A 17,603-nucleotide genomic window follows, 5' to 3' on the forward strand; every position below is an offset into this window, starting at 1 on the left:
GGGCGAGTGGGGCAGGGGCCGACGGTTGCCGGTTTAAATGTCTCACCCTCGGGATACCGTTGTGGGTATAACGGGAAATGGTCGAGAGGGGCCCTCGTGAAGATTCGATTTGGGTGGCTTGCCGATGGCGCCGCGTGGGCGCCGCGCGGGGCCGGCGCGGAGCGTTCGTGGGACATGGTCGCGGGCCCCCGTGAACTCGTGGGCGTTCTGCTCACGCGCCTGGGGTTGCTGCATCCTGATACGCCGTATGCGGTGCGTGTCGCGCATATGCAGCGGCTCATGGGCGAGGTCCATCACCCGTGGTACGCGCGCTCGCGGGAGCGAGATTCGTGGAATACGGCGCGCGCGATGCTTCGGTTGCGCGATGAAGCACTCGAGGCGGGGTGGAGGCCGCTTGAGTCGGGGGAGTTTGATGGGGCGAGCCATCCGCGCCTCAGTGCACTCGTCTCTCTGGAACGGGTCATCAACGTGGGTGTTGCGGGGGTTCCCGGCGCGAATCTTCCGCCGGGTTTTGCCGACGATCTCGCGAGCGTGCACGCCGAGCTCGAGGCGATTGTGGATTCCGGTGAGGCGTGGCCGCTTGGAATCGACGTGATCGAGTGCGCGGAGGAACCCGCGTCGCTCCCCGGGCGTTGGCCCGCGATTTTCGCTCTTCTTGAACGCTGCGGCGTAAAAATCGAGGTCAGGGCGGATCATCAACGGGTGCCGGTGGAACTTTCTCTCGTGCGCGTGCCCCAAGAACTATCCGCCGGTGAGATTGCCGCGCACATCCTCGAGGAGGAATGCGGCGGTGCGGCTCCCGTGACCGTCCTCGCGGGTCGTGACACGCTCCCGCTCGATATCTCGCTCGTGCGCCGGGGTTTGCCGCCCGTCGCGTATAACCCCGAGGCTGCGCCGCGGCTCGCCGCGCAAGTCGTGCCGCTTTTTCTCGAGGCGAGCAGTTCCCCCGTGAATGTGCGGGCGCTCGTGGAGTTTCTCAGTGTCGAGGTGCCGTGTGAAAAAGCTCGGGAAGCAGCGGGGGAGGGGCAAGCGTCGGCCCCCGTACTTCCGCGCAAGGTCACGCGAGCGCTTCTGCGCGCGCTGGGCACGGAAGCGGGGATTGATACTCGCGACCCGGAATCGGCATTTTCCAAGGCCCTCGTGCAGATCGGCGAGGATGCCGAAAATGGCGCGCAGAATCTCGCCATCGTGCGGGAGTTGTGTGCGTTCACTGCGGAAACGCCGAGCGAGGTCATGGAGGCTCGGGACCTCGAGCGTCGTCTCGCATTCCTTGACGCGCGCGTGGAGGCAATGCCGCGCGCGGCAGGGCCCGCCAAGAGTGTCATTCGCCAACACCTCTCCGCGCTGCGGGATCTTCTGGACCTTTCGGGAGCCGAGCGCCTCCAGGAGCGTGAGCTCAGGGAACTCGTGGCGGCATCGGCGCCCTCACCACGATCGGTGCTTGCGCGCCCCTCGGTAACACCGTGGAACACGGCCGCGAATGAAGCTCACGTTGAAGGGGGAACGGTGCTGTGGTGGGGTGCCGCCGGAGTGCCGAGCCGGCGAAGCGCCACGTGGGGCAAGTCCGAGATCGAGATTCTCGAGACGGGCGGGGCACGCATTCTCGAAGCGGAGGATCTCGAAGCGCTCGAGATGGAAACGAAGCTCCGTGCCCTCGGCAGCGCTACGAGAATCGTTGCCGTTGCCGCCGACGTCGTCGACGGTGAGCACGCGAGCCTCAATCCCGTGCTCGCCCCTCTCGCGGGAGCGTGTCTCGACGCGAATCCCGATATGAAGGCGCGCGATCCTGAGGAGTCGGACCCGACCCGCCACCGCGCGGTGAGTACCGATGCGCGCGCATGGGCCGCCGCGCAAATCGAGTCTGGCCGTCGCAGGAGGCCCGAGGAACTCCGGTTCATGCCGCCATCAAGCCTTGCGCGCGAGGTCGCGCCCGGCATGCACCTCATGCCGCACAAACTGTCGTACACGCAGCTCGACACTCTCCACCGCGACGCCCTCGCGTGGGTACTTCGCTATCCGTTCGGCATCAAGCCGGGCAACGCCGCGAGTGTTCCGAGTGGCAACCGTGCAATCGGCACACTCGTGCACGCCGTGATCGAAACGCTCGTGAAGGAGGGGCGCGTTCCACCGAGCTACGAAATCCCCGAAAGCACAATCGACGAGATCTTCACGCGCCTCGTGCCTCGTTATGCGAGCGACCTCGACCTCCCCGGAAACGAAGCCCAGCGCGCCTTCGTTCTGCGCCGCGCGAAAGCGAGCATTCACCTGCTCTTTCGCACGCTCAGCACCGCGGGCATCGGCGTGCTCGACATTGAGCACAGGCTCGAGGGCGTGCCGCTCGAGTTCACGGTCGAGGGGTCCGACGCTTCCCAGCGCATCACCGTGCCCCTTTCCGGCTCGATCGACCTCGCCGGCATCGACGAGCACGGTGCACCGGTTCTCCTCGATTTCAAATGGACCAATAGCACGTCCCGATACGCGGGCTACGTTGCCGAAAACGCCTCGCTCCAGCTTGCGACCTACGCCTGGGCCTACGGCACGCAGCGAGCTGAGGTGCACGAGCCGCGAACCGGGTACTTCATGCTGCGCCAAGGCGAGTTCGTGACGAACGATCGTGGCCTCGGCGGGCGCGGCGCGAGTAGCGAAGGTGGAGCCCTCGCGCTGTTCGAGAGGTTGCGCGCCACGATCGAGGATGAGCTGAGCGCGATCGCGGCGGGCCACGTCACGAGCGCACTCGGGGATCTCGCTCTCGCAAGCGGTCTGTCGAACTACGAGACCGCCCACAAGAAAGCCGCGGCAGAACTTGCCGAGGCGCGTGCGGAAGCCGGGCGCGTATTCGTGGATCACAACGCCGGCTACAGCGACTACCGCCTGCTCACGGGACTCACGGGAGACTACTCATGACCTTCACCGTCATCACAGCGTCGGCAGGATCCGGCAAAACGTACACGCTCACGACCCGCCTCGCGGACGCGCTCGCGGGAGGGGTGCGCACGAGCGAGATCATCGCGACGACCTTCACCACCAAGGCCGCCGCTGAACTGCGTGAACGCCTCCAACTGCGTCTCCTCGAACTCGGCCAGGTGGAGAAAGCCAACGAGATTGGTTCGGCGCTCATCGGCACGGTGAACTCGATCGCCGGGCAGATCGTTCAGGACTACGCGATTGACCTGGGGCTCAGCCCCGAGCTTCGCGTTCTGAGCGAGGAGGAAAGCGGCACCATCCTCACGGCGTCGATCAACCACACCCTCGCGGAAGTGGAAGAGCGCGAACACGCACTGCTCGCGAGACTCGGGTACGAGGGGACTCCGGGGCAAAGCGCCAATTCTTTCCAGAGGGAAGAGTCGTGGGCGAGCGCCGTCAGAGACCTGACGAAGCTCGCGCGCACGAACGCCGTGAGTCCCGCCGCGCTCGCGCGCAACGCCGAGGAATCCATCGCGGATTTCCGCGCGATGATCGAAGCTGCAGGGTACGAGACTGGTCCGGACCAGCGGGAGCAGTGGAGGAGGACCTTCGAGGGCTGCCTCGCGGAGCTCAAAAAGGACCTCGATGCGGCCCTCGCGGCGCAGGCCCAGGGCGAGGAGCTCACCGAGTGGCCAAGCGACGGCGCACCGGTGAAACGCCTCGGATCCACCCTCGGGAATGTTCAGGGCTCAGTCGTGACGCTCGAGGCCGCCCACCGCCGCATGAGCCGCGACATGAGCGCGGTTCCGTGGCGCGAATGGATGGCGCTCGCCGATGTCAGCGGGATGGCGGCGTCGCAGGGAGGCAAGAAGCCCGGGGCGAGACCGAAAGCCGTTTTTGCGCCGCTCGCCGCGCTCATCTTCGGTGAAAGCGATGGCGTGGGAGTGCTCGGCAACGAAGCGTTCCTCGCCGATGTCGAGCGGCTCATTCGCCTCGCGTTTTCGACCGCCGCGCACGCGCTCGAAGCCTATGCCGAGCGGAAGGCTGCCCTCGGCGTCATGGACTTCGCCGACCAGGAAATCCTCGCACTCGACCTCGTGGGTGATAGCGACCGCGTGCCGGCCTCGCTCAAGAAACGCGTGCGTGCCTCTCTCAAAGAGCGATTCCGGTTCCTCGCCGTCGATGAATTCCAGGACACCTCGCCGATCCAACTCGAGTTGTTCATGCGGCTCGGTGACCTCGTTGACGACGTCGTGTGGGTCGGCGACCAAAAACAGTCGATCTACGGTTTTCGCGATGCCGCTCCCGAACTCATGGCGGGCGTCGTGTCCGCCGTGCGCAAGCAGCACGGCGGTTTCGCTGGCGGGAGCGTCGAGGCACTCACGGATTCATACCGCAGCTCCGCGGCACCGCTCTCCCTCTCGAACGCCCTGTTTACGGCCATTTTCCGCGACATGGATCCGTCGACCGTCGCTCTCGACATCCCTGAGAGGCGGGAGAGCACGCGGCACGAGGGCGGCATCGAAGTGTGGAAGGGGCCAGAAACCCTGCCGCGCGCGAAGGATTCGGCGCTGCGAAGCTCGATCGCGACCGGAATTCACGCACTGCTCACCTCGGGCGCCACGCTTGACGGCAAGCCCGTGAAGCCCGGCGACATCGCCGTCCTCGCGAGGGGCGGCGGGTCGCTTTCCACCGTCACCGATGCGCTCGAAACTCTCGGCATTCCCACGACGGGCACGGAAAGGAACCTCTGGACGGGCCGCGAAGCGCACTTGATGCGCGCGGGGCTCGCCTCGCTTCTCGACCCGAGCGATACGCTCGCGCTCGCCGAACTCGTGGATCTCATCCCCGAGCACGCCTCGCACGAGACCTGGTTCCAGGAGCTCGGCGCGCTTCCCGATCGCGCAGAGCGCGAGGGTCGCATGAAGGCGTGGCGTGAGGATCCGTCGCTCGCGAGTCTCGAAGCTCTCCGTGCACGCGCCGCGCAACTGAGCCCAAGTGAAGTCGTGCTGGCACTCATCGACGCGCTCGAGCTTCCCCGGCGCGCCAAGCAGTGGAGTACGACCGAAGATCGCCTCGCCGTGCTCGACGCGTTCCACGCTCTCGCGCGCACGTACGAAGACGACTGCGCAAGCCGCGGTCGCGCCATGGGACTCGCGGGTCTTCGTGCTTTCCTCGACGAGCACGGTGAGGAGCACAAACTCGCGCATGACCCTAATGCCGTCACCGTGGGCACGATCCACGGGGCGAAAGGTCTCCAGTGGCCCGTGGTGATCACGATCGTCCCCGACAAGGCCAAAGACGCTCGTGATTCCGTCACGGTGAAGCCAAGACCCGCCGATGAATTCGATGCTGAGCACCCTCTCGAGGGCCGCGGACTGACGTTTATCCCGATTCTCAACGACGCGTTCCCGCCCATGGCGAAAGCGCTCGCCCTCAACCCCGATGTTACGCGCGCTCGCCTCGAGAATCGCGCCGAGGAAGCCCGAATCCATTACGTGGCCCTCACGCGAGCGAAATATCAGCTCGTTCTCGCGGGTCACAAGGACCTTGCCGAAACCCTGTATGCGCAGTTCTCGCCCGAAGTTGTCGAAGCGGAAATAGCCGAGGCCGCCGCTTGGACGCCCGATCGGGACGATTCGCCGAAGGCCTTGAAAGAACGCAAGGTGGCGCGGGATCAGAAGGCCACCTACACGCTCAGCCTCACGGAGGAGTCCGACGGCTCCGCGGCTCTCACCGTGACCGGGGCTCGCGTACCGGTCGGCCTGCCGGGCCAGAGTGAGCCTCCCTGCTCCGCTGATGCTTGCGAGAACGCCAAGGCGGGCAAGTGTGAGTGCGGTGCTCGCGTCTCCACGATCCCCGTGACGGTTCTCCACCACGAGACTCCCGAGGAACTGGAGGAATCCGAGTCGCCTCTCGAGCCGTACCGCCAGGAGCGTAGCCCTCTCGCAGCGTCGGTCGCGGCCAGGCCCGCGGGCACGCCGTCGAGCTTCGTTGAGCACGAGGGCGGCCTTCCCGCGAGGTTCGCGGCGAGCGCAGTCGCATCCGTGGGCATCGACGCGAACGTGACGATCCACGCGAAGCTGGGCGCTCCTCTCGTGGGTGAGGGTGGGGAGCATCGCGAACTCGTCGGCGAAGCGGTCCACGCGTACCTCGCGACCCCCTATGCGCTGCTTCCCCGTGAGCGCCAGCTCGCCCTCGCGCGAAGGATTACCGAGCGCTGGCTTGGTACGGACCCCCTGCTCAAGGCGAAGGTCACGCCCGAGGTTGTCATTGAGGCGGGCGAGCGGTGGCATGCGTGGTCCGCGCGGGAGTTTCCCGGGCACACCGCCGGCACCGAAGTGCCGGTCGCGTGGTGGAATGCCGACGGCCAAGCCATGGAGGGCTGGATCGACTCGCTGCTCACTCTCGAGAACGGTCACAGCATCGTCGTGGATCACAAAACCAATTCACGCACAGACCCGGTCCAGGTCCTCGACTACATCCGCAAAGAGTACGTGGGTCAACTCGCGACCTACATGAGCGCCCTCGAGGAACGCACCGGGCGGCGGCCCGAGTATGCCCTCGTGCATCTCCCGCTCAGCGGCTACGTCGTGAAAGTCGAGATCGGGAGCTAGCCCCGCGCGGGCAGGAGACCGAGAATCTCGGCAATCGGAACGGCGCTCGCCGCAGCCCATGCCTGCGGGCGGCAGCTTGCCGGATAGGGGAGCGGCAGTTGCACGGCAGCCGTCGGATCCCCCGCGAACAGTTCGGGCAGGCGCCACTCAAAACCGCGCGCCGCACGCACGAGCGCCCTGGCGATCTGCTGTGCCTCGCTTGTGAAACCCGCGCGCAGGGCCTGACGCATGATGAACGCTGTGTCATGGCTCCACACGCTGCCGCCGTGGTAGCGAGTGGGGAAGTAGGCGCCATTGTCGCTCGAGAGGGTGCGGATGCCGAAGCCCGTGAACATCGTCGAGTCCATGAGCTGGTCGACGACGAGGCGCTCTTCGCGCTGATCGAGAAGCCCGGTGCCAAGAAGGTGCCCCATGTTGGAGGCGACGCCGTCCACGGGACGCTTCTTGCCGTCGAGCGCGAGGGCAATGTAGGCCCCCTTGTTGTCCTCCACCCAGAACTGGTCACGGAAGGCCCGCCGGAGACCGTCGCACCGCTCACGAAGCCGTTCCCCGAGTTCGTTCGCGCGCTCGTGCCCCCACTGTTCGAGGAGGCGCGCGGCCACGAGCCCAGCTTCATAGGCGTAACCCTGCACCTCGGCGAGGGCAATCGGGCCCTCCGCAATCGTGCCGTCCGCGAAACGCACGGAGTCGCCCGAATCTTTCCAGCCCTGGTTCGCGAGGCCGTGGCCGGATTCGTCGATGTATTCGAGGAACAGGTTGCCGTCGGCGTCGGCGTGGTCGAGGAGCCAGTCGGCGGCGCGTGCGACGTTGTCGGCGAGGTCGCTCACGTCGAGCCCAAGGTCGGTGACGTCGCCTGCGAGGAGAATCCACAGGGGCGTCGCGTCGATCGTGCCGTAGTACACGGGTGGGAGGTACGAATCGCCCATATCCATCCCCACGGCGCGCACTTCGTGAAGGATCTTTCCGGGCTGCTCGGCGGTATCGATGTTCTTCGCGGTGCCCTGCTGAGTCGCAAGCGTGCGCAGAGTACTCGCCGCAAGTTCAGGATGGAGCGGCGCGAGGAAGCTCGCCGCGATGAGGGAGTCGCGCCCAAAAAGCGTGAAGAACCACGGCGCGCCGGCTGCAAGAAACGCCTGATCGGGGTCATTGTGGCGGGCGAGGCGCAGGCTCGTGAGGTCCGCGAGGGATTGGGTGAGGAGGGTTCCGACGGCCGTCTGCTCAGCATCGTGCGGCTTCTCAAGTGCGATTCCGGCACCCAGGTTCGGGGTGTCGACGCCGGTGAAAGGTGCGCGATCGTCGCGCGCGGTGAGATCCCACGCGACGGTCGCGGTCGTGTTGGGCTCGAGGGTCGTGCGCAAGCGCGCGTGGAGAACCCGTCCCTCCTCGGTGGACGTGGCGAGCGTTGTGCCCTCACCTTCGATGCTGAGGCGTGCGCGCGTTCCCTCTCGCCAGCTCCATTCGGCAGTGCTGCGGTTAAGGCTCGCGGTAGGGGCCGCTACGGCAAGTTTCTTAGCGAGGTGCGGGTCTTTGACGGCCGCCATGGGGCTCGCGTCGAGGTCGAGCGCCACGTCGAGTTCGAAGGCAACGGGGTGGTCCGCCGCGGAGGTCACCGTGAGCGTTTCTCGCACGCCGTCGATGCTGGCCTCGCGCTCGCGAACGAGCCGCACGACGGGATCGACGGGGAGCCCCTCGAGCGACACGACATCGGTGAAGCGGAGCTTCTTCGCGCCAAAGGTTTCGAGGCCCATGCTCGAGAGCTCGCCTTCCGGGAGCTGCTCGGGGGCGGCACCGTCGGTGAGCTGCGCGCCGCGAACCTCCAATTCGTAGGTCTTGATGAGGCGGTCATCGGCGAGGAAGAGCCCCTCGGCGCCCTCGCCTGTCATTGCCCCGCTCGGGGTGGACCATGCGTGAACGGGCGCGGCAAAGACGCCGCAGAGGTCGTGGACGAAGGGCTGGTGGAGGGGCATGGGGTGTCCTTTTGCCGCTTCCGGCATTCAAGGGGATCTAACCCCAACAATTGTGGCGGAACTCGATCTCCTACCGCCACAAACGTGGGGGTTAGTTCCCTAGGGCGCCAGCTGCGTCGCTGCCCGTGTCGCGCAAGCGCTCGACCCAGCGCTCGTGGAGTACGCTCGCGGGGCTTTGTTCCTCCTCGGCAATGCCGGGTTCGAGCGGTTCATAGGTGAGGTCTTCATTCACGTCGTCCTCGGCGACGTCGAAGCGCAGCACGATACGGGTAGGAACCGGCTCGCCCATGGCCTCGAGAACGTCCTGGAAATCGGCCGTGCTTTCGGTGAGCGGTTCGAGGAGATACTCGACCTGCTCCTCGATCGGGCTTTCGAGCTCGGGGATTGCTTTACCGAGCTCGTGCGAGCGGACGATGGCGCCGTCGATCTCGTAGACGGCGTTCACCGAGACGGCTCCGCCGAGGTGGGCAACGACCCATACGCGCTGAAGTGAGTCGTGGCAGTCGGCGAAGCTATAGGCGACCTGCAAGCAGTATGCCGACCATTGGTCGAAAGGTGTCTCGACGGCGGTGGGGTCCGTCGGCTCGAACTCGAGAGTGGTGGCGTGAGCGTCCTGTTCGTCGCCGGATTCCTCGGGGAGTGCGGATGCCGAATCGACGCCGGTCTCGCGTAGTCGCTCTATCCACCGCTCGAGGAGTTCGGTATTGCTCGCCTGCTTTTCTTCGGGAACTCCGGGTTCGAGCGAGTCGTAGGTCATGCTCGCCGTCAGTTCTTCCTGCTTGACGTCGTAGCGCAGCACGATGCGAGTGGGCAGTTCCTCGCCCGCCTCGACGACGGCGTTTCGCAGTGCAACCGAGTTCTCGAGGAGGGGATCGAGGAGTTCGCCCTGCGCGTCGGGGGAGCAGTCGAGTTCAGGGATCGCCTCGTTGAGGTTGTGAGGCTCGTAAATGCGACCCGCGACCTCGTAGGCGGCGTACGGCGTCACGGTTGCACCGAGGTGCGCGATCACCCAGAGCCGGTCGAGTGCCTCGTGGCCGTCGGCGTAGGTGTCAGCGAGTTGCACGCAGGCGGGTGCCCACTGTTCGAACTCACTCTTGAATGTGTCTTGGTTCACCATGGCTCAAGGCTAAACGCTTCCGCCTGGGAGGGCTCTTGCTGGTCCGACGACACCTTTTCTTGGCCTGTACCCTGGAAGTTATGGCTTCTTCCGCGCGCACCCCTCAGCCGCCGTTTCCCTTCGTGCCGAAGGCCCTCATCGAACCGATGTTTGGGCGCGTCGTCGTGGAGCGCGCGGTCGATTACGCGAACGACGAGCATATTCGCCTGCCCAATTGGGTGACGACCTCGACCGGCTCGAAGGGCGAGCTCATCGGTGTCGTGCACGGTCGCGGCCCGGATCCCTACCGCGTGCGCGTGTCGCTTCACCGCGTTGACGATGAGGAAAGCGACTCCGAGGAGGCGCTTCCCCTGTGGATTCCCGTGCAGTCGACGTGCACGTGCCCCGTGGCCATGAACTGCAAGCACGGCGCTGCGCTTGCCCTGTGGTCGGGGCAGCAGGCAGAGGCGTGGGAGGAGGCCCGCGAAGCGGAACCCGAGGAGCAGCCAGCCTCGTGGCTCGAGACCCTCGCGCCGCTTCTGCGCGCGAGCGAGGAAGAGACGGAGGATACGACCCCTCTCGCCCTCGGCTTCGAGCTCAAAGCCGAGCAACTCACGAAGACGAGGTTTTCGTGGGGGTATGAGCCGTTCACGAAAGAGCACCTCGAGGCGGGCAAGAGTGTGTATCTGTCGATCCGCCCGCTGCGCCGCGGCAAGCGCAACAACTGGATCAAGTCGGGGCTGTCGTGGCGCACGTTCGAGTACCGCATGAACGGTCGCGGCTTCGACCCCGCGCATGCTGACGCCCTGACCAGGATCTTTGCGCTCTCGGAGGCGGATCGCAGTCACACTGCCGCTGTCGAGCAGCTGTGGATCAACCAGTTTCGCTCGCCGATCCTGTGGGAGGCTCTCGCGCGCGCTCGCGAGGCGGGGGTGGCGTTCGTGGGGCTCGAGAGCGTGGGTGAGGTCAGCCTCGGTGAGGGGGCCGACGTTGGCCTGGACCTGAGTGGCGCCGATGCTCTCAAGGTGCGGGCCCTCGCGCATATCGACGACGAGCCGAGGCCCGAGGCGCGCATGCTCGGTTCGAACGGCGTCATTGATATCTCCCCAGGCAAGAGCGGCACGTTCAATATTGAGTTTGCGGCAACGTCCGCACCCGTGCCGATGCCGGTGCAGCGCCTCCTTGAAGCCCGGACCCGCATTGACGTGCCAAAGAGCGACCGCGAGGCCTTCTTCGAGAGTGCGCTTCCTCGCCTGAACCGCGTCACGAGCATCGCGAGTGGCGACGGGAGTGTCGCGATGCCTGCGCCCAAGAAGCCGCGGCTGCAGCTCGAACTCACATATAGCGGCGCCAATGCCCTTGCTCTGACGTGGTCGTGGCTGTATCCGTCGACGCGCCGCCGCTTCAGCGTGCATGCGCGTGACGGCGCCGACCGCGATCACGACTACGAGGATGAGCTCCTCGCCGAGGTGCGCGAGGTGTGGCCAACGGTGGGCGGCGCGCGCCCCGATGACCGCGCCCCCGAAGGCACCGAGAAGCTGAGCGACGTGGACACCGCGCACTTCACGACGCGCGTTCTGCCCGAGCTCGAGGCGATGGACGGCATCGACGTCACGATCTCGGGCACACGCCACACCTACCGCGAGCTCGACGGCGCCCCGTCGGTGCGCGTGCGGCAAACCGAGAATCCCGCGAAGAACGACTGGTTCGACCTGGGGTTTGAGGTGACGCTCGAGGGCAGAACGATCCCGTTCCCTTCCCTGTTTGTGGCGCTCGCGAAGGGACAGTCGAAACTTCTTCTCGAGGATCGCACCTATTTTTCGCTTGAGCACCCGGCCTTCGATGCCCTGCGCGCCCTGATCGCCGAGGGGGAGGCCCTCGCCGAGTGGGAGCCCGAACGCCAGCAGATCTCGAAGTATCAGGTGGGTTTTTGGGAGGATCTTGCCGACGCGGCGGATGCGACCGAGGCTGCCGACGGTTGGGAAGAAACCGTCGGAAAACTGAAGAAACTCGAGGCCATCCCACATACGCCCATTCCAGCCGGGCTGCACGCGAAGCTGCGCTCCTACCAGCGCGAGGGCTTCGAGTTCCTTGCGCTTCTGTATTCGCTCGGGCTCGGCGGGATTCTTGCCGATGACATGGGCCTCGGCAAGACACTCCAGGCGCTTACGCTTATCCAGCACGCACGCGAGACGGCGAGCACGGGGGAGGGGAACGGCCCGGTGACGGCGGGCGCGGGGGAGACCCCCGCCCAGGTAAGTGCAGGTCCGACGCCTGCCGGCCCACATCGCCCCTTCCTCGTCCTGGCGCCGAGCAGCGTGCTCGGGGTGTGGCAGGCGGAAGCCGAGCGCTTCACGCCCAACCTGAAGGTCGCGCTCGTCGATCGCACGAGGCGCGCCCGAAAAACGGAGCTGCGGCGCGAAATCGAAGGCGCCGATATCGTCGTCACGAGTTACACGATCGCCCGCATCGATTCGGAGGATTTCGCACGCGAACAGTTCGCGGGCCTCATCCTCGACGAGGCCCAATTCGTGAAGAACCGCGCCTCGCGCATCCATCAAGCGGTCAAGCGCATCAAAGCGCCTTTCCGTCTCGCCATTACGGGCACGCCCATGGAGAACTCCCTCGGGGACCTGTGGGCGCTCATGTCGATCGTCGCGCCGGGCGTGCTCGGCCCGCACGTGCAGTTCCGCACCCACTTCACGCAGCCGATCGAATCGGGCGAGCATCCGGAGAAGATGCCCGTGCTTCGTCGTAGGCTCCGCCCGTTCATGCTGCGCCGCACGAAGGAACTCGTCGCGAAGGACCTTCCTCAGAAGCAGGAGCAGGTCGTCAAGGTCGAGCTCGAGGGCGCGCACCGCAGGATCTACGACTCGGTGCTTCAACGCGAGCGCAAGAAGGTCCTCGGCCTGATCGACGACATGGACAAGAACCGCTTCATCGTGTTTCGCTCACTCACACTCTTGCGGATGCTCGCGCTCGATCCCGCGCTCGTGGACGATGGCGGCGATAAGAACGCGCCGTCGACGAAGCTCGCGGTTCTTTTCGAGCGGCTCGATGAAGTCGTTGCCGAGGGGCACCGCGTGCTGGTGTTTTCGCAGTTCACGAGCTTCCTCGCGCGCGTCGCGGAGCAACTGCGCGAGCGGCAGGTCGCCTACCAGTACCTCGATGGTTCGACCCGCGATCGCGCGGACGTCATCCGAGACTTCCGCGAGGGCGATGACCCGGTCTTCCTCATCTCCCTCAAGGCTGGCGGTTTCGGCCTGACGCTCACCGAGGCCGACTACGTGTTTCTCCTCGATCCGTGGTGGAATCCCGCCGCCGAAAACCAGGCGATTGACCGCACGCACCGCATCGGCCAAACGGAGCGCGTCATGGTCTACCGCCTCGTCGCGGCGGATACGATCGAGGACAAGGTTCTCGCGCTCCAGGAGAAGAAACGCGCGCTGTTCGATTCGCTCACCGACGGTGGCGAGGCGTTCAGCGCACAGATCACCGCCGACGACGTCAAGGAGCTCTTCTCGTGACCGGTCTCGCCAACCTCGCCCGCTTCTGGCCCGCGCCTACCGAGCGCGACCACAAGTACACGCGCGGCGTTGTGTGCATGGCGACGGGCAGCGAGCACTACCCGGGCGCGGCGCTCATCGGCTGTGAAGCGGCGGCCCGCTGCGGCGTGGGCATGGTGCGTTACCTCGGGCCCGAAGCCGTCGCGCGCATGGTGATCGCGCGTACACCCGAGGTCGTCCCCGCCGTCGGCCGTGCACAGGCATTCGTGGCTGGCTCCGGATGGGAAGGGCCGGGCCGTCTTGAGGCCGTGCGCGCGTGCATGACGGAAACCTCGCCGGGTGCCCTTCTGGTCGCGGATGCGGGCGCGCTTGGACCCGCCCTGGCGCGTGCGAATTCCGACGGTTTCTCCGCCCGCCTCGTCCTCACCCCTCACGCGGGGGAGGCCGCGAGCCTGCTCGATGGCTGGGACCGTGGCCGCATCGCGTCCTCACCCCGCGAGGCCGCGGAAACCCTCGCCGAGCGCACCGGCGCGACGGTGATCCTCAAGGGGCACACGACATGGATTGCCGCGCCGGGAGAGGACACTCTCGCGGTCACATCGCCCACGACGCGCCTCGCGACCGCGGGAACGGGCGATGCGCTCGCGGGCATCACCGGGGCGTTGCTGGCGCTCAACCACGCACAGATCGCGCAAGGGCTTGAGCGCGGCGACCGTCGGACGCTCCTTGCGGTGTGCGAAGCCGCTGTGACCCTGCACGCTCACGCCGCGGCCCTCGCAGCGGGTGAGGGCCACGCGCCGATTCTCGCAAGCGACATTGCGCAGGTGATTCCCGACCTCTTCGCTCGACTCTCGTCCAAGGTGAACACGTAGACTAGACACAATCCGAAGACGGGCGCCCCATGATGTGAGGCGCCCTCGTCATTTCCACCGCCCCCAGCCCGAAGGGACCCCGATGGGTGAGATTTCCCTGCAGTTCGAGGTCATTTCGCTGATTGTCCTCGTTGCGATCCTCGTTATCGACCTTCTCCTCGTTCTCAAGCGCCCCCACGTGCCGTCCTTCAAGGAATGCATCGGCTGGGTCGTGTTCTACGTGGCGCTCGCGCTCATCTTCGCCGTCACGCTCTACTTCCTCGCCGGCCACCAGGTCGCGGGACAATTCATCGTGGGCTGGCTCACCGAATACTCGCTCAGTATCGACAACCTCTTCGTGTTCATTGTGATCATGTCGAAGTTTGCTGTGCCGAGGAAATACCAGCAAGAGGTGCTCATGGTGGGCATCATCATCGCGCTCATCGCGCGCGCGATCTTGATTTTGCTCGGCGTCGCCGTGATCAATTCCTTCGCGTGGGTGTTTTACATCTTTGCGATCTTCCTGTTCTACACGGCCTACAAACAGGTCCAGGGCGAGGAAGAGGAGGAGGCCGAGGACGGCTTCGTCATGAAGAACCTTAAAAAGGTCGTCCACGTCCACGATCACTACGACGGGAGTAAGATTCGCACGGTGGTGAACGGCAAGAAGGTCTTCACGCCGATGCTGCTCGTGTTCCTTACGATCGGCCTGACCGACGTGATGTTCGCGTTCGACTCGATCCCGGCGATCCTCGGCATTACGCAGAACCCGTTCATCGTGTTCACGACGAACCTCTTCGCGCTCATGGGGCTTCGCCAGCTGTACTTCCTACTCGGTGGGCTCGTGGACCGCCTCGTGTACCTCCACTACGGCCTCGCGGCGATCCTCGCCTTCATCGGCGTGAAGCTCGTCATTCACGCGGCCCACGAGGCGCCGCTGTGGCCTAAGGATTCAGGCTTTGGTCACTTCGTGCACTCGATCCCCGAGATCCCGATCTGGCTTTCGCTCGCCGTGATCGCCGGCTCGATGATCATCGCGATCATCGCCTCGCTTCTGTGGGCGCCGAAGACGAACGACGATCAACCGGCGGCTGCTGTCGAGGGTGGCGAAGGCCGCTAAGGGTAGGCTTCCCGGTCTAGCGGGCAAGGTTTTTAGCGACATAGCGTGAGAGCTATGAGTAGCTCCACCCCTGCCCCAGAAACCTCCCCCGAAGACACACACGACCGCGCCGCGTCATCGGCGAACCTCAACCGCCTGCGTGCCGGCGTACTCGGCGCAAATGATGGCATCGTGTCCGTCGCCGGCATGGTCGTTGGTGTCGCCGCCGCAACCCCGACCTTCGGCGCTCTCGCGATCGCGGGCGCCGCCGCGCTCAGTGCCGGCGCGCTCTCGATGGCGATGGGCGAGTACGTGTCCGTTTCGACGCAGCGAGACACCGAACGTTCGCTCCTCGAGCGTGAGCGGCAGCGCCTCGCCACGGACCCGGAACGTGAACTCGCCGCCCTCGCGGCCTCTCTCGAGGAGACCGGGATCCCCGAAGACCTTGCGCGCGAAGCCGCCGAACGCATGAGCGCGCACGACGCGCTCGACGCTCACGCCCGCGTGCGCTACGGCATCGAAGAAGAGTCGATCGCCTCGCCCATGGGTGCTGCGTTTGCTTCCCTCATCGCGTTCACTCTCGGTGGCCTCCTTCCGGTGATCGCTGTTCTCTTCACGCCCGTTGCCGTGAAGATTCCCGCCGTCGTGGCGTCGGTAGTGCTCGCACTCGCCCTCACCGGTTTCATTTCGGCGCGCCTCGGCCAGGCGAAAGCGGGCCGCGCCACGATCCGCACGATTCTCGGCGGTACGGCTGCGATGGCCGTCTCCTACGGCATAGGCACGCTGCTCGGCGTGAGCGTGATCTAGGTGTGCTGACCAGAGAGGTTGATCGACCCGTCCTTAGTCAGCGCGGAAGGTGCGCCGGTAGTTCGTGGGAGTCACGTCGATCTCACGACGCAGGTGACGCCGTAGCGTGCTAGCTGTTCCCAAGCCAGTGCGCTGGGCAATGACATCGACTGACAGGTGGCTGTTCTCCAGCAGGTGTCGGGCGGCAAGGACTCGCTGGTGCAGGATCCATTGCAGGGGGGTCTGTCCCATCTCGGCAACGAAGCGTCGCGCGAGCTGCCGCTCGGACAAGTGCGCCTGGCGCGCCAGGTCGGCGACGGTGAGGCTCTGGTCGAGGTGGTCCACGATCCATGCGGCGAGTTCGGCGAAGCCATGCGCCGTGGGACCAGCCGCTGGCTCCATGTATTGGGCCTGGCCGCCTGCTCGGTGGGGCGGTACCACCATGCGGCGAGCGATCCGGGCAGCGGCCCGCTCCCCAAAGTCCCTGCGCACCAGGTGCAGGCACAAGTCGATTCCGGCTGCTACGCCGGCGCTGGTGGCGACCTGTCCGTGGTCGACATAGAGCACATCGGGTTGCACCGTGATGTCGGGGTACAGCCGCTGCAACTCCGCGGCGTCCTGCCAGTGCGTGGTGGCCGTTAGTCCGTCAAGGAGTCCGGTTGCAGCGAGAGCGAAGGCGCCAGTGCACACCGACGCGACTCTTGTGCCGCGCTGGTGGGCGTCACGGAGCACCTTCAGCGTGCTTTCATGAGGGCGGGGATAGGGCCGGTAGCCAGGGATGATGATCGTGTCGGCGTGGGCCAGCGCGTCCAGGTCATGGACGGCGCCGATGCTGAATCCGCTGGAGGTCATTACGTCGTCACCGCCGGGCGTCGACACCGCAAAGGTGTACTCCTCCTCGGCGGGGTGTCCGAAGACCTGAGCAACCGTCGACAGGTCGAAGGCGACCACTCCGGGCAGGGCGAGGGCGACAACATGGTGTGGCATGTAGCAATAATGGCAGGAACTGCGCGTTATACGTCATTCCCGCCACTCGCACTGGGCAGGGCGCCCCGGTAGGTTTGAGTCCATGAGCAAGCGGGTGGTCACGGCAACCGGCGTTTCGGCAGGCTTCGATATGGCCCTCCTCTTCGTCGGACGACTCGCCAGCCCCGAACGCGCCCGACAAGTACAGGACGGCATCGAGTACCACCCGGCGCCGCCCATCTGGCCAACGCCCTTAAACCACTGACACATCCCATTGAGCCACCAAGCCAAGTCTCCGGACATGCCGGGGCGGTTCACATTCCCAGATCGAGGAGTAATCACATGACCGAAACACGCAACCCAATCCCACCGTTCACCGCTGAAACCGCCGCCCGTAAGGTACAGGCCGCCGAGGACGCATGGAACACGCGCGATCCCGAGAAGGTCGCGCAGGCCTACAGCGTCGACACCGTCTGGCGAAACCGTGACCAGACGATCACCGGCCGCGACCAGGTGATCGCCTTCCTCACCACCAAATGGGATCGGGAACTCGACTACCAGCTTCGCAAGAACCTGTGGGCGTTCACCGATGATCAGATCGCCGTGCGATTCCAGTACGAATGGCACGACCATGACGGCCAGTGGTGGCGCTCCTACGGTAACGAACTGTGGCGCTTCGACGCGCACGGCTACATGACCCATCGCGAGGCCAGCATCAACGACCGCCCCATCAGCCAGGAGGAACGACGCATCACCCCAGGCCGGGGCGAACTTCCCACTTGGTGACACTCCGCCGCCCTTCTCGCGATTG

General features: G+C 65.7%; 10 protein-coding genes. 7 read left to right on the top strand and 3 right to left on the bottom strand.

Annotated elements, in window-relative coordinates:
- The first annotated feature begins 96 nt into the window (after window positions 1-96).
- Complete coding sequence (locus DAD186_RS00540; RefSeq protein ID WP_065247059.1) at window positions 97-2,904, top strand: PD-(D/E)XK nuclease family protein; 2,808 nt, start codon at window positions 97-99, stop codon at window positions 2,902-2,904.
- A complete protein-coding gene (locus DAD186_RS00545) occupies window positions 2,901-6,521 on the top strand; it encodes a UvrD-helicase domain-containing protein (RefSeq protein ID WP_065247060.1) in 3,621 nt (1,206 codons plus the stop codon). The genes DAD186_RS00540 and DAD186_RS00545 overlap by 4 nt, the downstream gene beginning before the upstream one ends.
- Here DAD186_RS00545 and DAD186_RS00550 read toward each other — a convergent pair.
- Window positions 6,518-8,488, bottom strand: coding sequence for a glycogen debranching N-terminal domain-containing protein (locus DAD186_RS00550; protein ID WP_065247061.1), 1,971 nt, complete (start codon window positions 8,486-8,488; stop codon window positions 6,518-6,520). The two genes, DAD186_RS00545 and DAD186_RS00550, sit on opposite strands and share 4 nt — an antisense overlap.
- 91 nt (window positions 8,489-8,579) lie before the next feature.
- The gene (locus DAD186_RS00555; protein WP_065247062.1) at window positions 8,580-9,605 is read right to left on the bottom strand and encodes a hypothetical protein; all 1,026 of its coding nucleotides are present in this window, start codon (window positions 9,603-9,605) and stop codon (window positions 8,580-8,582) included.
- 80 nt (window positions 9,606-9,685) lie between these two features.
- On the opposite strand from DAD186_RS00555, the gene DAD186_RS00560 reads away from it, so the two are divergent.
- The 4 genes from DAD186_RS00560 (at window position 9,686) to DAD186_RS00575 (ending at window position 15,847) form a co-directional block, all read left to right on the top strand.
- Window positions 9,686-13,111 carry a DEAD/DEAH box helicase gene (locus DAD186_RS00560; RefSeq protein WP_236886261.1) on the top strand — a complete coding sequence of 1,142 codons (3,426 nt, stop codon included), beginning with the start codon at window positions 9,686-9,688 and terminating at the stop codon, window positions 13,109-13,111.
- Window positions 13,108-13,962: an ADP-dependent NAD(P)H-hydrate dehydratase gene (locus DAD186_RS00565; protein WP_065247063.1), complete on the top strand. Its 855-nt coding sequence runs from the start codon at window positions 13,108-13,110 to the stop codon at window positions 13,960-13,962. Before DAD186_RS00560 ends, DAD186_RS00565 begins: the two co-directional genes overlap by 4 nt.
- A gap of 82 nt (window positions 13,963-14,044) precedes the next feature.
- Window positions 14,045-15,061 (top strand): TerC/Alx family metal homeostasis membrane protein, encoded by a 1,017-nt coding sequence (locus DAD186_RS00570; RefSeq protein WP_065247064.1) that lies wholly within the window; start codon window positions 14,045-14,047, stop codon window positions 15,059-15,061.
- 54 nt (window positions 15,062-15,115) lie between these two features.
- Window positions 15,116-15,847, top strand: coding sequence for a VIT1/CCC1 transporter family protein (locus DAD186_RS00575; protein WP_065247065.1), 732 nt, complete (start codon window positions 15,116-15,118; stop codon window positions 15,845-15,847).
- A gap of 33 nt (window positions 15,848-15,880) precedes the next feature.
- Here the strand turns inward: DAD186_RS00575 and DAD186_RS00580 are convergent, their stop codons facing one another.
- Complete coding sequence (locus tag DAD186_RS00580) at window positions 15,881-16,813, bottom strand: GlxA family transcriptional regulator (RefSeq protein ID WP_065247066.1); 933 nt, start codon at window positions 16,811-16,813, stop codon at window positions 15,881-15,883.
- Window positions 16,814-17,134: 321 nt separating this feature from the next.
- Between DAD186_RS00580 and DAD186_RS00585 the strand changes: the two genes are divergently transcribed.
- Complete coding sequence (locus DAD186_RS00585; RefSeq protein ID WP_065247067.1) at window positions 17,135-17,578, top strand: nuclear transport factor 2 family protein; 444 nt, start codon at window positions 17,135-17,137, stop codon at window positions 17,576-17,578.
- Window positions 17,579-17,603: the final 25 nt, after the last annotated feature.

Origin of the sequence: Dermabacter vaginalis, assembly GCF_001678905.1 — a bacterium.
GTDB classification, from domain to species: Bacteria; Actinomycetota; Actinomycetes; order Actinomycetales; family Dermabacteraceae; genus Dermabacter; species Dermabacter vaginalis.